Source organism: Sulfitobacter sp. 1A12779 (assembly GCF_043557315.1).
Classification (GTDB): domain Bacteria; phylum Pseudomonadota; class Alphaproteobacteria; order Rhodobacterales; family Rhodobacteraceae; genus Sulfitobacter; species Sulfitobacter faviae.
Genome location: NZ_JBIFFU010000004.1, coordinates 125,608 through 138,619, shown reverse-complemented (window position 1 = coordinate 138,619; position 13,012 = coordinate 125,608). Strand labels below are relative to the sequence as shown.

Here is a 13,012-nt window from a genome sequence, read left to right as displayed (position 1 = left end):
ATTTTCCGCGCGGCCTTGAATGCTTCCGGCCCATCCCCATTTGCATCGGGCGTCTGCGCGGTCTCTGCGGCGCCCGATGGTCTGAGGCCGGTGAGATTTTTCCCGTGAACATTCTGTTTGTCCTTGGTGGTCTGCTGGGGCTCGTGCTCGGTGGTGAGTATCTGGTGCGCGGCGCCGTGGCGCTGGCGCAGAGGGTAGGCTTGTCGCCCTTGGTGATCGGGCTGACGGTGGTGGGCTTTGGCACCTCTGCCCCGGAATTGGTGACCTCGGTTCAGGCGGCTTTGCTGGGCGCGCCGGACATCGCGCTTGGCAATGTGGTGGGGTCGAATATCGCGAATATCCTGCTGATTCTCGGGCTCGCCGCGGTGATCGCCCCGGTGGCCATCTCCGGACGTAGTTTCGCGCGGGACGGGACGGTCATGCTGGCGGCGAGCCTGCTCTGCCTCGGCACTGTGCTGCTGGGGCAGGTGGATCGGCTGGCGGGGGGCGCCGCCCTCGTGGGGCTGGCGGCCTATCTGATTTACACCTTTCGCAGCGATCGAAGCGGGGCAGAGGCGATGGCGCCGCTGCCGGATCAAGCGCCGTTTTGGCTGGCGCTCGTCTGGCTGCTGGGTGGGCTTTTGCTGACCATTCTTTCGGCGCGGTTTCTGGTCACCGGCGCCGTGGCGCTTGCGCAGGCCGTGGGGCTGTCCGAGGCGGTGATCGGCCTGACCATCGTGGCCGTGGGCACCTCCATGCCGGAATTGGTCACATCGGTCATCGCCGCAAGGCGCGGACAGAGCGATGTGGCATTGGGCAACGTGGTCGGCTCCAACATCTTCAACATCCTCGGCGTTCTGGGCATCACCGCGCTGATCCAGCCGGTGGGGGTGGCTGCGCAGATCGCCACGCTCGACATCTGGGTGATGCTGGGGGCCACGGTGGCGCTGATCGCCTGCGCCTTTGGCGGGCGCGTGACACGCGGGCAGGGGGCGCTCTTTGCGCTGGCCTATGTGGCCTATGTTGCCGTGCTTTTGGTGTAACCCGGCACAGGGTTGTCCGGCGGGGGTGGGGGCGATTTCTGCGGATGTGGCGCGATGGGCCGCGGACCCCCTTGCGCAGGCGGTTCAACACCCATAGAAGGACACAAATTTTCGCCCGCGCCCCCGCCGCGCGGCCTTACCCTATGGAGCACACATGCAGGTCAACGAGACGCTGAACGAAGGTCTGAAACGCGGTTACAACATCACCGTCACCGCCGATGAGCTTGAAGCCAAGGTCAACGAGAAGCTGGCCGAAGCGCAGCCCGAAGTCGAGATGAAGGGCTTCCGCAAGGGCAAGGTGCCGATGGCGCTGCTGAAAAAGCAGTTCGGCCAGCGGATCATGGGTGAAGCGATGCAGGAAAGCATCGACGGCGCCATGAACGAGCATTTCGAAAAGACCGGCGACCGCCCCGCGATGCAGCCCGAGGTCAAGATGACCAATGAGGACTGGAAAGAAGGCGACGACGTCGAAGTCTCCATGTCCTACGAAAAACTGCCTGAGATTCCCGAAGTTGATCTGAGCAAGATCGAACTGGAAAAGATGGTGGTCAAAGCTGACGATGCGGCTGTCGAAGAAGCGCTGGCAAGCCTTGCCGAAACCGCGCAGGACTTCAAAGCCCGCGAAGAGGGTGCCAAGGCCGAAGATGGCGATCAGGTTGTGATCGACTTCAAAGGCTCCGTAGACGGCGAGGAATTCGAAGGCGGCGCGGCGGAAGATTACCCGCTGGTGCTGGGCTCCAACTCCTTCATCCCCGGCTTCGAAGAGCAACTGGTCGGCGTGAAAGCGGGCGAAGAGAAATCCGTCGTCGTGAACTTCCCCGAAGAGTATCAGGCCGCACATCTGGCCGGTAAGGAAGCGACCTTTGCTTGCACCGTGAAAGAAGTGAAAGAGCCCGTCGCCGCCGAGGTTAACGACGAGATGGCCAAGAAATTCGGTGCCGAGGATCTCGACGCGCTGAAAGGTCAGATTGCTGAGCGTCTGGAAGCGGAATATGCCGGTGCATCGCGCGCCGTGATGAAGCGTAACCTGTTGGACGCGCTCGACAAAGAGGTCAGCTTTGACCTGCCGCCGTCGCTGGTCGATGCCGAAGCCAAGCAGATCGCGCATCAGCTGTGGCACGAGGAAAACCCCGATGTGGAAGGCCACGACCACCCCGAGATCGAGCCGACAGACGAGCACAAGACATTGGCCGAGCGCCGCGTCCGTCTGGGCCTGCTGCTGGCCGAGCTGGGCCAGAAAGCCGACGTTCAGGTGACCGACGCCGAGATGACCCAAGCGATCATGAACCAAGCGCGTCAGTACCCGGGTCAGGAGCGTCAGTTCTTTGAATTCGTGCAGCAGAACCAGCAGATGCAGCAGCAGATGCGCGCGCCGATCTTCGAGGACAAGGTCGTCGATCACGTGGTCGAGCAGGCCAAGGTGACCGAGAAAGAAATCTCGAAAGAAGAGCTTCAGAAAGCTGTTGAAGAGCTGGAAGACGAGTAAGTCTTACCGGTTCGGATTTTGGAGCAGGGGCGACGGGAAACCGTCGCCCCTGTTTCGTTTGGGCTGTGTGAGAAGCGGGGCCTTTGCCTGTCACTCTGGATGGGCGTGAAGGATTACCGACCCTACTGTCGAGGTCCCGCCCGGGGGCACCCCGGGGGGCGATTTGCAAGGTCTCGAAAATTCGCAGCGGTCTCATGCGATGGGGGCGACCGCAGGCCACCATCGTTGCAACGCCCCCCAGGGAAGGCGCTGCCTTTTGTGTCAGTGTCAGATGCTGATACGTATCGGGGACGTCACAAAGTAATCCGGAACTGCGCGAAGCCGTCTTCCGTGTCGCCGACCTGTTCCATCTCTACCCCTGTCACCTCATCGACGTAGTCCGCCGCCTTTGGCCCGGTTTCGAACATCACGCTCGTTTCCTCCAACGGCGCGAAGCGCCAGTTGCCATCGGCGCGGGGGCTGATGGTGCCTTTTTCGACGATGTAGCGCACGATCACATCGCGGTTGGTGTCGGGCCCTTCAAAGACGATGGTATCGCCCATCGCGCCGGGGAAAGCCCCGCCGCCGCTGGCGCGGTAATTGTTGGTGGCGATGATGAATTCGGCCTCGGGATCAAGGGGTTGCCCTTCGAACTCAAGGTTCACGATCCGGCTCGCCTCAGGGTTTGCCACGGTGCCCTTGGGACCGAATTTGGAAGGCTGGCTAAGGTCGATCTGATAGGTCACCCCGTCGATCACATCGAAATTGTAGCTGGGGAACTCGGGGTTCAGCAGCGGTTGGTTGGCCTTGCCGGGGGTGATCTGGTTGAACATCCCCGCTGACCGCTCAAGCCAATCCTTCACCTGCGCCCCGGTCACGCGCACCGCGCGGGCTGTGTTGGGGTAGAGGTAGAGGTCCGCGACATTCTTGATCGCTACATCGCCTTTCGGCACATCGGTGTAATACTCTGGCCCGCCACGGCCACCGGCCTTGAAGGGGGCGGCGGCGGAGAGGATCGGCAACCCCTCATGTTCGGTCCCCTTCAGCATCTGTTCGATATACCAGCGCTGCGCGTTGGAGACGACCTGCACGGAAGGGTCATCCGCGACCAGCGCGAAATAGCTGTGCAGATTGGCGTCGGTCTTGCCCACGGCGCGGCGAACATAGGCCAGCGTCTCATCGTGTTCCTGCTGGACGGAGGCAAGCACCTCGGCATCGCTTTCCACCAGCGGCATTACAGAGCGGTCTTCGTTGCGCTGCGAAATCGCGCGGGCCTCGGCGCTGTGGCTGGCGATGCGCCAGCCGCTGCCGTCACGCTCAAGCATCAGGTCGATCAGGCCGAGGTGGCTGCCCCAGAAGCCGCCCATGGTGGCGGGTTTGCCGTGGATCGTGCCTTCGCTAACGTCCACGCCCGGATAGTCTGCATAGCTGCCCGAGGGGAAGACGAGGTGGCTGTGTCCGGTCATGATGGCGTCGATCCCCTCAACGGCGGCGAGAGGGACTGAGGCGTTCTCCATCATATCCTCTTCCTTGGCCGTACCGATGCCCGAGTGCGACAGCGCGATGATGATGTCGGCCCCTGCCTCTTTCATCTGAGGCACCCATGCGCGGGCGGACTCGAGGATATCGCGGGCCTGCACCTTGCCTTCGAGATGGCGGCGGTCCCAGCTCATGATCTGGGGCGGAACGAAGCCGATGATGCCGATCTTGATCGGATGCGTCTCACCTGCGCCATCGGTCAGCATCCGGTCGAGCAGGACATAGGGTTTGACCAGTGTCTCATCGTCGCTCGGCTTGGCGCCGATCTTTTTGACGACATTGGCGCTGACCACCGGGAACTCGGCCCCGGCGAGGGATTTCATCAGGAAATCAAGCCCGTAGTTGAACTCGTGATTGCCAAGGGTCGAGGCGTCATAGCCAAGCGTGTTCATCGCTTGGATCACCGGGTGCATGTCGCCCTCTTTCATGCCGCGCTCATAAGCGATGTAATCGCCCATCGGATTGCCCTGCAAAAAGTCGCCGTTATCGAGCATCAGGGTATTGGTCGCCTCGGCGCGGATCGATTTGACGATGCTGGCGGTGCGGGCAAGGCCCACGGTGTCGACCTCTTTGTCGGCGTAATAGTCGTAAGGAAAGACATGCACATGCAGGTCAGTCGTCTCCATCAACCGCAGATGCGCCTGATTGGCCGCGGCGCGGAGAGAGAAGGGGTGGAGGGCCAGCAATCCGGCAGTGCCGGCGAGGAAGTGACGGCGGTTAAGGCGGAGGGTCATGCGGCGTTCCTTCTTGACGTGATTAACACCTACCTGAGGCGAAGCGAGAGGCCGCGCAAGCCCGAAAATTAATCACCCGCCCCGTAGGCCGGTTTCCACAAGCATGCCGCGACGCTTGGCCTCGTAATAGTAGCCGCGGGCGTACCATTTGATGGCGGTGCCATGGTCACCGTCCGACAGGAGCCAGGCGCCGCGCAGATATTTCAGCGCGTATTTCAGATTGGTATCGGCGTCTAAAAGATCGGAAGGTTTGCCTTGGAACCCCATCGACCGCGCGGTGGCGGGGAGAATTTGCAGCAGCCCGTAGTAGGGGCCGTTGCGGGCGCGAGGGTTGTGGCTGCTTTCGCGGATGGCCAGACGGTGCACCAATGGGCGCGGCAGGTCGTAGACGTCGGCCCAGTGGTTGATCTTGCGCCGCAACTCGGGCGTCTCATTCGGGTGCAGCGGCAGGGCGGGGCGCTTCGGCGGCGTGGGGGAGACTTCGGGCGCGGCGTTGCAGGCGGTGAGCGTGCTGGCGGCGATGAGGGAAAGGAGCATGCGGCGTGTGGTCTGAGGCATGATGCACCGGGGCTTGTTATCTCGCTCCGAGGATCGCCCCAAGGGGGCCATCGGGCAAGAGCGGAGGCGCAGGATACGCGGCCCCTTGCCCAAGCCTTGGACCCTCAGGCGCGGCTTTTCGCCATGCTTAAACGTCGGCGACGATTTCGCCTTTCATTTCGCCGGTCATGCGGCTCTGATCTTCGCGTTTTACCGAACGGCGGACCTCGTCGATCTTGAGTTCGGCGGCGTCGCGCGTGGCCCTGTCGGGCCATTCGGTGATTGCGGCACTCGTGCGCTCAGAGGTGCGGACCACGGTGATGCGGCTGGCGCCAAAGCCCTTTAGGGCGGGCAGGCGCTTTTTTTCGATGGCGCGCAGGGCCACGTCGTAATCCGCCCCGTCGGCAAGTTCCCAAGTGGTGATGGTGATGTAGCGCATGTGTCATCCTCCATGCTGGATGGAGGTATCATAGCATAAATCGCGCTGTTTTTGCAGGGGTTTGCGTCAGAGGCGCGTGCGGGGCGGTTGGAAGGCATGCGCAAAAGAAAACGCCGCGCGGAGGACCGCGCGGCGTTTCATGTCAGATCGAACAGGCCGGATCAGCTGTTGCTGTCGTCCTGTGCGTCGCCCTCGGGGGTGCGCACCACGTCCGAGTCGCCGTCTTCGTCAGCGGCAGAGCCGATGTCGTCGAAGAGTTCGGAGATCTCGAATTCAGCGGCGGCTTCCTCTTCGGCGGCCAGTTCCTGAATCGATTTGCCCGATGCCTGAAGCTCGGCCTCTTCGGGCGAACGTGCAACGTTCAGCTCGATTGTGGCGTCGACTTCGGGGTGCAGGATGATGCGCACGTCATGCACGCCCAGTTCCTTGATCGGGTTGCCCAGAACGACCTGCTTGCGGTCGATCGAGAAACCTTCGGCAGTCGCGGCTTCGGCGGCGTCACGGGTGGTGACGGAGCCGTAGAGCGCGCCGGCGTCGGAAGCGGAGCGAATCACGACGAACTGCTGACCGTTCAGCTTCTCGGCGAGTTTCTCGGCTTCTTTCTTGGTCTCAAGGTTCTGTGCTTCGAGCTGGGCTTTCTGGCCCTCAAAGGCTTCGACGTTGGCCTTGGAGGCCGACAGCGCCTTGCCCTGCGGCAGCAGGTAGTTGCGGGCATAGCCGGGCTTTACGTCCACGACTTCGCCCATCTGGCCCAGTTTGGCCACACGTTCCAGAAGGATAACTTGCATGTGCTCTCTCCTTACTTGACGGCGTAGGGCAGCAGGGCGAGGAAACGGGCGCGTTTGATGGCACGGGCCAGCTCGCGTTGTTTCTTGGCCGATACGGCGGTGATGCGGGAAGGAACGATCTTGCCACGCTCAGAGATGTAGCGTTGCAGCAGACGTGTGTCCTTGTAGTCGATCGCAGGTGCGTTGTCGCCCGAGAAGGGGCAGACTTTGCGACGGCGGAAAAATGGTTTTGCAGCCATGGTTTATGTCCTCTTCTTCAAGCTGGCGATCAACGGCGCTCGCGACGGTTGTCGCGTTCGTCGCGTTTCTGCATCTGCACCGAGGGCAGTTCCTTATGCTCGTCGACCTTGATGGTCAGAACGCGCATCACGTCATCATGCAGGCGCATCAGGCGTTCCATTTCCTGCACGGCGGTCGCGGGTGCGTCCGAACGCAGGAAGGCATAGTGGCCCTTGCGGTTCTTGTTGATCTTGTAGGCCATCGTCTTGACGCCCCAGTACTCGCTGTCGACGAGCTTGCCGTCGTTGTCCGCGAGAACGGTGCCGAAGTGTTCGATGAGGCCTTCTGCTTGCGTGTTGGACAGGTCCTGACGCGCAATCATAACATGCTCATAAAGCGGCATGTGCACTCCTATTTGTATCAAGGCGCATTTCATAGGCGGGGCGTTCATCCTTGCTCCCCACCACGAGAGTCTGCGCGGTTCATATGCTTTGCAAGGAAGCGCCCGTATACACGGTTTCCCGGCCACGGCAACCCCCGGCGCGGGCGCGCGGGTCGGGACGGGCTTGCCCTTGCGGCATGGGACGCGATACATCGGATGAAATCGCTAATAAGAGGCTGCAACCATGAGCATCGCATTCGTTTTCCCCGGGCAGGGCGCCCAGACCATCGGCATGGGCCGCGATCTGGCCGAAGCCTACCCCGAAGCCCGCGCCGTTTTCGACGAGGTCGATGCGGCCTTGGGCGAGAAACTGTCGGAGCTGATCTGGGAGGGCGACATCGAGACGCTGACCCTGACCGAGAACGCCCAGCCCGCGCTGATGGCGACCTCAATGGCTGCCATGGCCGCGTTGAAGGCCGAGGGTGTTAGTGTAGAGAAGGCAGCTTTCGTGGCGGGGCACAGCCTTGGTGAATATTCCGCACTCTGTGCTGCCGGCGCGCTGTCGCTGGTTGACACCGCGCGGCTGCTGCGCATCCGCGGCAAAGCCATGCAGGCCGCCGTGCCGGTGGGCGAGGGCGCCATGGCAGCGATTCTCGGCCTCGGCATCGAAGAGACCGAGAAACTGGCCGAAGCCGCTGCCGAAGGGGCCGTCTGTCAGGTCGCCAATGAAAACGACCCGAGCCAGAACGTGCTTTCGGGCGAGAAGGCCGCGGTAGAGCGGGCCGTTGCCATGGCGAAAGAGGCCGGGGCCAAGCGCGCGCTGCTGCTGCCCGTCTCCGCCCCTTTCCATTGCCTGCTGATGAGGCCGGCTGCGGAAGAGATGGCGAAAGCACTGGGCGAGGTGACCTTCAACGATCCCGCCGTGCCGCTGGTGGCCAATGTCACCGCCGAGGCGGTGACGGAGGCCGCCCGCATTCGCGAGTTGCTGGTTGAACAGGTCACAGGCCGCGTGCGCTGGCGTTCCTCGGTCGAGTGGATGGCCGCGCAGGGCGTGACCGAGGCGTGGGAGATCGGCGCGGGCAAGGCGCTTTCGGGCATGATCCGGCGCATCGACAAGAGCGTGGCTACCCGCAGCATCGGCACGCCGGATGAGGTAAAGGCCACGTCTGACGCCTGAGGCATGAAATAGGCGGCATTTCCGCCGCGTCGGGGCCTCGCGCCCTTTAAGAGAATAAAGGAAGAGACATGTTCGATCTTACAGGAAAGAATGCCCTGATCACCGGCGCTTCGGGCGGCATCGGCGCGGATATCGCGCGCAAGCTGCACGCCCAAGGGGCTACCGTTGGCCTGTCGGGCACGCGGACCGAACCGCTTGAGGCGCTGAAGGCCGAGTTGGGCGAACGCGCCCATGTGCTGCCGTGCAACCTCAGCGATATGGAGGCGGTCGACGCGCTGCCGAAACAGGCGGCAGAGGCCATGGGCTCGGTCGATATTCTGGTGAACAATGCGGGCATCACCCGCGACAATCTTTTCATGCGCATGTCGGATGACGAATGGAATTCGGTGCTGAACGTGAACCTCACCGCGACCTTCAAGCTCTGCAAAGGGGTGATGCGCGGCATGATGAAGGCGCGTTGGGGCCGGATCATCAATATCTCCAGCGTGGTGGGCGCCACGGGTAACCCCGGTCAGGCGAATTACGCGGCCTCAAAGGCGGGTGTCGTGGGCATGTCCAAGTCGCTGGCCTATGAGGTGGCAAGCCGCGGGATCACCGTGAACGCCGTGGCCCCGGGGTTCATCACCACCGCCATGACCGACAAGCTGACGGATGAGCAAAAGTCTGGAATCATGGGGCAAATTCCCGCAGGCCGCATGGGCGACCCGGATGAGATCGCCGCCGCTGTGGTCTATCTTTCCAGCCCCGAGGCCGCTTACGTGACAGGGACCACCTTGCATGTGAACGGCGGTATGGCCATGTTGTGACCCTGCGCCTCAATAGCGTTTGCCAAGCCCGGCGCATGTGCTAAAGGGGGCGCAGAATCGAAACGGAGGGTGCTTGATCACCCCCTGCGCCTTGTGCGAACAAGGAAATAGCCGCCCCTTTTGGGGCATCCTCCAAACGCTGATCATCGGCGGGCGGAAACCAAAAGGGGCCTTGAATGGCCCGAAGACATGAGGACTTATTATGAGCGACGTCGCAGACCGCGTGAAAAAGATCGTTGTAGAACACCTGAGCGTGGAAGAGGACAAAGTGACTGAGAATGCGTCGTTCATCGACGATCTCGGCGCAGACAGCCTCGACACCGTGGAACTGGTGATGGCGTTCGAAGAAGAGTTCGGCATCGAGATCCCCGATGACGCGGCTGAGAACATCCAGACCGTTGGCGATGCGGTCAAGTTCATCAAAGAAGCCTCCTAAGGCTTTGCCGGGCAACCGGCGGATTTGAGTTTTGAAAACGGCGTTGTTCCTAGCGGAATGACGCCGTTTTTATTTGTCTGAACGGGGCGGGCTTGTCCCTTGGAGCCGGAGGTCGCATGTCTGCGCCAAGAAGTTTCAAGCGTGAAGGCAATTCACCCCATGTCCCGCACGATCCCGACCATCAACACCGCTAGACTGACCCTGCGCGCCATGCGCGCCGAGGATTTTCAGCGCTATGCCGAGATTTGGGCGATGCCCGATGTGGCGGACCGGATCCTCGACCAACCCCGGCCCAAGGGCCAGTCATGGGACGCTTTTCTGCGCAACGCGGGCCATTGGCAGATCACCGGCTTTGGGCAGTGGGCGGTGCAGCTTCACCGCCAGCGCGAGATGTTGGGCCAGACGGGTTTCGTTTTCGGCTCCCGCAATTTCGGTGAGGATTTCGACACTTACCCCGAGGCGCGGCTGGTCTTGGCCCCTCAGGCCCAAGACCAGCGACTTGGGGCAGAAGCCGCCCGGGCGGCGCATGAGTGGTTTGATCGGGTGATCACGGGCCGCACGGTCTGCATGATCTTTGCGGGGAATGAGGCCGCTTTGCGGATCGCGAGGGCGCTTGGCTATCAGGGACTGCGCGACGTCAAGACGGCGGGCGGTGCGGTGCATCTGATGACCCGGCGCGGCCCGCCGGGCTGAGCCCCAATCGGGCGACGGGCCCTGAGATTCGACCCATCGGCATTTTTGCGCTCTGCCTGCGGACCCCCGCCGATATGCTTGTGCCTACAGGCTTTTGCAGGGTAAGAGGTTCGCCGAGACATTATCGGCAAGGGGCACTGAGATGCGCAGAGTTGTAGTAACGGGTTTGGGTTTGGTTACCCCGCTCGCGGACGGCGTGGAAGAAAGCTGGAAACGGATCCTTGATGGGAAATCCGGGGCCGGGCCGATCACCGGCTTTGATGCCAGCAAACTGGTGACTCAATACGCTTGCGAAGTGCCCTTGGGCGATGGCAGCGATGGCACCTTCGACGCCAATAAATACATGGAGCCGAAAGAGCAGCGCAAGGTCGATACCTTCATCCTCTTCGGCATGGCCGCCGCCCAGCAGGCGGTTGAGGATTCGGGCTGGAAGCCGACCGAACAGGAAGATCAGGAGCGCACCGGCGTTCTGATCGGCTCGGGCATCGGGGGGCTGAACTCCATCGCCAATACCGCCGTCATGATGCACGAAAAGGGCCCGCGCCGCGTGAGCCCCTTCTTCGTGCCGGGCGCGCTGATCAACCTGATCTCGGGTCAGGTGTCGATCCGCTATGGTTTCAAAGGGCCGAACCACTCGGTCGTGACCGCCTGTTCGACCGGCGCCCATGCCATCGGCGATGCGGCGCGGCTGATCAAATACGGCGATGCGGATGTGATGATCGCAGGCGGTGCCGAGGCGGCGATCTGTGAGATCGGCATGGCGGGCTTTAACGCCTGCAAGGCGCTTTCGACCAAACGCGGCGACGAACCGCAAAAGGCCAGCCGCCCCTATGATGTGGACCGCGACGGTTTTGTCATGGGCGAGGGCGCGGGCATCGTGGTGCTGGAAGAGTATGAACACGCCAAGGCGCGCGGTGCCAAGATCTACGCCGAAGTGCTGGGCTATGGTCTGTCGGGCGATGCGCATCACATCACCGCCCCTTCCGAGGATGGCGAGGGCGGCGAACGCTCCATGCGTGCGGCGCTGAAGAACGCGGGGCTGGAGCCTGCGGATGTCGATTACATCAACGCGCATGGCACTTCGACCATGGCCGACACCATTGAGCTGGGCGCGGTCGAGCGTCTGATGGGCGATGCGGCGGACAATGTGACCATGTCGTCGACCAAATCCGCGACCGGGCACCTTTTGGGTGCCGCGGGCGCGATCGAGGCGATCTTCTGCATGCTCGCGATCCGCGATCAGGTGGCGCCGCCGACGATCAACCTCGACAATCCGGCGGTGGAAACCCCGATTGATCTGGCGCCGAACAAGAAGGTCGAGCGCAAGATTGATGTGGCGCTCAGCAATTCCTTCGGTTTCGGCGGCACCAACGCATCGGTTCTGTTCGGGAAAGTCAGCTAAATGTGGCGTCATATCGCCTCTAACGCCGTGACGTTTCTGTTGGTCGGCCTGTTTCTGCTTGGGGGGATCATCCTCTGGGGCAAGTCGACCTATGTCTCCGAAGGGCCGTTGGAACAGGCGATCTGTGTGCAGGTCGAGCGCGGCTCGAACATGCGGCAGGTCAGCCAGAACCTTGAGGAGCAGGGCGCGGTTTCCTCGCCTGCGATCTTTCGCATGGGCGCGGATTATGAGGAGAAGTCGAGCAGCCTGAAAGCGGGCAGCTTTCTTGTTCAGCCCGGCACGTCGATGCAGGGGATCGTGGACATCGTGACCCAAGGCGGGGCCAGCACCTGCGGCACTGAGGTTGTCTACCGGGTGGGCGTGAACCGGGTGAGCGTGCAGGTCCGTGAGTTGGACCCGGTCACCAGCCGTTTTGTCGAACGCGCGGAATTCACCCCGGGTGAGGAAGAGGCTCCCGAAGCCTATACCGAAATCTCAAGCGCGAATGACACTCGGTTTCGTGTGGCATTGGCCGAAGGGGTGACCAGCTGGCAGGTTGTCGAAGCGCTCAAGCAGGTCGAGCAATTGACCGGCGAGGTTGAGGAGCTTCCGGCAGAGGGCAGCCTCGCGCCCGATAGCTATGAGGTGCGTCCGGGCGACGACCGCGCCGAGGTGATCGGACGGATGGCCGCGGCGCAGGAGGTGCTCTTGGCCGAAGCCTTTGAAGCGCGCGACCCCGATCTGCCGATTGAGACGCCCGAGGACCTGCTGATCCTTGCGTCGATCATCGAAAAGGAAACCGGTGTCGCCGCCGAACGTGAGCAGGTGGCGAGCGTTTTCGTGAACCGTTTGAACCAAGGCATGCGGCTCCAGACCGACCCCACGGTGATCTACGGGGTGACTGAAGGCAAGGGCGTGCTGGGCCGGGGGCTGCGGCGCTCGGAACTGCGGGCAGAGACGCCGTGGAACACCTATGTGATCGACGGTCTGCCGCCCACGCCCATCGCCAACCCGGGCCGGGCGAGCCTGATGGCCGCAGCGCAACCGGCGGAGACGGACTACGTCTTCTTCGTGGCGGATGGCACCGGGGGGCACGCTTTTGCGGAAACCTTGGACGAGCATAACCGCAACGTTGCGCGCTGGCGTCAGATCGAGGCGGAGCGCGGTGCGGAAGCTGCGGGCAATGCCTCAACCGGCGGAAACTGAGACCACTAAAAACCCCGCTGGAAACAGCGGGGTTTTTATTTGCGCGGAGAGCTTGCCGCGCGGCGCTGTAAGGTATTGTTAACGCAGTTTTTCTTGACTTTGCGCACGGTCTGACGTAGGACTTGTGGCACGCTAGAGGACATGGGCGAACGGCCCCGGGGTGACCCGGCGGTCGTTTTTTTGTGTCT

Annotated in this window: 14 protein-coding genes; 8 read left to right on the top strand and 6 right to left on the bottom strand. The window is 62.3% G+C overall.

All coding sequences use genetic code 11. The features are described 5' to 3' along the window. The first annotated feature begins 104 nt into the window (after positions 1–104). Positions 105–1,022: a calcium/sodium antiporter gene (locus tag ACGYLQ_RS07025; protein WP_394441489.1), complete on the top strand. Its 918-nt coding sequence runs from the start codon at positions 105–107 to the stop codon at positions 1,020–1,022. A gap of 154 nt (positions 1,023–1,176) precedes the next feature. Further along, positions 1,177–2,508, top strand: a complete 1,332-nt coding sequence (tig, locus tag ACGYLQ_RS07020; protein WP_067261839.1) for a trigger factor — start codon at positions 1,177–1,179, stop codon at positions 2,506–2,508. A 293-nt stretch (positions 2,509–2,801) separates the two neighbouring features. Here tig and ACGYLQ_RS07015 read toward each other — a convergent pair whose 3' ends face one another. The 6 genes from ACGYLQ_RS07015 to rpsF form a co-directional block, all read right to left on the bottom strand. After that, complete coding sequence (locus ACGYLQ_RS07015) at positions 2,802–4,760, bottom strand: bifunctional 2',3'-cyclic-nucleotide 2'-phosphodiesterase/3'-nucleotidase (RefSeq protein ID WP_394441487.1); 1,959 nt, start codon at positions 4,758–4,760, stop codon at positions 2,802–2,804. Between the two features lie 72 nt (positions 4,761–4,832). After that, positions 4,833–5,318, bottom strand: coding sequence for a transglycosylase SLT domain-containing protein (locus ACGYLQ_RS07010; protein WP_394441484.1), 486 nt, complete (start codon positions 5,316–5,318; stop codon positions 4,833–4,835). A gap of 127 nt (positions 5,319–5,445) precedes the next feature. After that, entirely contained in the window at positions 5,446–5,736 is a 291-nt protein-coding gene (locus ACGYLQ_RS07005; protein ID WP_394441481.1) for a hypothetical protein, read from the bottom strand. A gap of 161 nt (positions 5,737–5,897) precedes the next feature. Continuing rightward, positions 5,898–6,524: a 50S ribosomal protein L9 gene (gene rplI, locus ACGYLQ_RS07000; protein ID WP_067261846.1), complete on the bottom strand. Its 627-nt coding sequence runs from the start codon at positions 6,522–6,524 to the stop codon at positions 5,898–5,900. A gap of 11 nt (positions 6,525–6,535) precedes the next feature. Next, on the bottom strand, positions 6,536–6,763 hold the full coding sequence (gene rpsR, locus ACGYLQ_RS06995; RefSeq protein ID WP_005852865.1) for a 30S ribosomal protein S18: 228 nt from the start codon (positions 6,761–6,763) through the stop codon (positions 6,536–6,538). 29 nt (positions 6,764–6,792) lie between these two features. Next, complete coding sequence (gene rpsF / locus ACGYLQ_RS06990) at positions 6,793–7,146, bottom strand: 30S ribosomal protein S6 (RefSeq protein ID WP_067261847.1); 354 nt, start codon at positions 7,144–7,146, stop codon at positions 6,793–6,795. Between the two features lie 223 nt (positions 7,147–7,369). On the opposite strand from rpsF, the gene fabD reads away from it, so the two are divergent. The 6 genes from fabD (at position 7,370) to mltG (ending at position 12,824) form a co-directional block, all read left to right on the top strand. Continuing rightward, positions 7,370–8,302 carry an ACP S-malonyltransferase gene (gene fabD / locus ACGYLQ_RS06985; protein ID WP_394441479.1) on the top strand — a complete coding sequence of 311 codons (933 nt, stop codon included), beginning with the start codon at positions 7,370–7,372 and terminating at the stop codon, positions 8,300–8,302. 68 nt (positions 8,303–8,370) lie between these two features. After that, complete coding sequence (gene fabG / locus ACGYLQ_RS06980; RefSeq protein WP_209218758.1) at positions 8,371–9,108, top strand: 3-oxoacyl-ACP reductase FabG; 738 nt, start codon at positions 8,371–8,373, stop codon at positions 9,106–9,108. 202 nt (positions 9,109–9,310) lie between these two features. Then, a complete protein-coding gene (locus ACGYLQ_RS06975; RefSeq protein ID WP_067261852.1) occupies positions 9,311–9,544 on the top strand; it encodes an acyl carrier protein in 234 nt (77 codons plus the stop codon). 159 nt (positions 9,545–9,703) lie between these two features. Then, complete coding sequence (locus ACGYLQ_RS06970; protein WP_394441476.1) at positions 9,704–10,237, top strand: GNAT family N-acetyltransferase; 534 nt, start codon at positions 9,704–9,706, stop codon at positions 10,235–10,237. Positions 10,238–10,379: 142 nt separating this feature from the next. After that, entirely contained in the window at positions 10,380–11,639 is a 1,260-nt protein-coding gene (gene fabF, locus ACGYLQ_RS06965; protein ID WP_394441474.1) for a beta-ketoacyl-ACP synthase II, read from the top strand. Continuing rightward, a complete protein-coding gene (gene mltG / locus ACGYLQ_RS06960) occupies positions 11,640–12,824 on the top strand; it encodes an endolytic transglycosylase MltG (RefSeq protein ID WP_394441472.1) in 1,185 nt (394 codons plus the stop codon). The last annotated feature ends 188 nt before the right edge of the window (positions 12,825–13,012 follow it).

Coding starts and splice junctions, on each gene's coding strand:
- ACGYLQ_RS06975 (WP_067261852.1), top strand. CDS start 9,311: ATGAGCGACGTCGCAGACCGCGTGAAAAAGATCGTTGTAGAACACCTG.
- rpsR (WP_005852865.1), bottom strand. CDS start 6,763: ATGGCTGCAAAACCATTTTTCCGCCGTCGCAAAGTCTGCCCCTTCTCG.
- ACGYLQ_RS07010 (WP_394441484.1), bottom strand. CDS start 5,318: ATGCCTCAGACCACACGCCGCATGCTCCTTTCCCTCATCGCCGCCAGC.
- ACGYLQ_RS07015 (WP_394441487.1), bottom strand. CDS start 4,760: ATGACCCTCCGCCTTAACCGCCGTCACTTCCTCGCCGGCACTGCCGGA.
- rplI (WP_067261846.1), bottom strand. CDS start 6,524: ATGCAAGTTATCCTTCTGGAACGTGTGGCCAAACTGGGCCAGATGGGC.
- rpsF (WP_067261847.1), bottom strand. CDS start 7,146: ATGCCGCTTTATGAGCATGTTATGATTGCGCGTCAGGACCTGTCCAAC.
- fabF (WP_394441474.1), top strand. CDS start 10,380: ATGCGCAGAGTTGTAGTAACGGGTTTGGGTTTGGTTACCCCGCTCGCG.
- mltG (WP_394441472.1), top strand. CDS start 11,640: ATGTGGCGTCATATCGCCTCTAACGCCGTGACGTTTCTGTTGGTCGGC.
- fabG (WP_209218758.1), top strand. CDS start 8,371: ATGTTCGATCTTACAGGAAAGAATGCCCTGATCACCGGCGCTTCGGGC.
- ACGYLQ_RS06970 (WP_394441476.1), top strand. CDS start 9,704: ATGTCCCGCACGATCCCGACCATCAACACCGCTAGACTGACCCTGCGC.
- fabD (WP_394441479.1), top strand. CDS start 7,370: ATGAGCATCGCATTCGTTTTCCCCGGGCAGGGCGCCCAGACCATCGGC.
- tig (WP_067261839.1), top strand. CDS start 1,177: ATGCAGGTCAACGAGACGCTGAACGAAGGTCTGAAACGCGGTTACAAC.
- ACGYLQ_RS07005 (WP_394441481.1), bottom strand. CDS start 5,736: ATGCGCTACATCACCATCACCACTTGGGAACTTGCCGACGGGGCGGAT.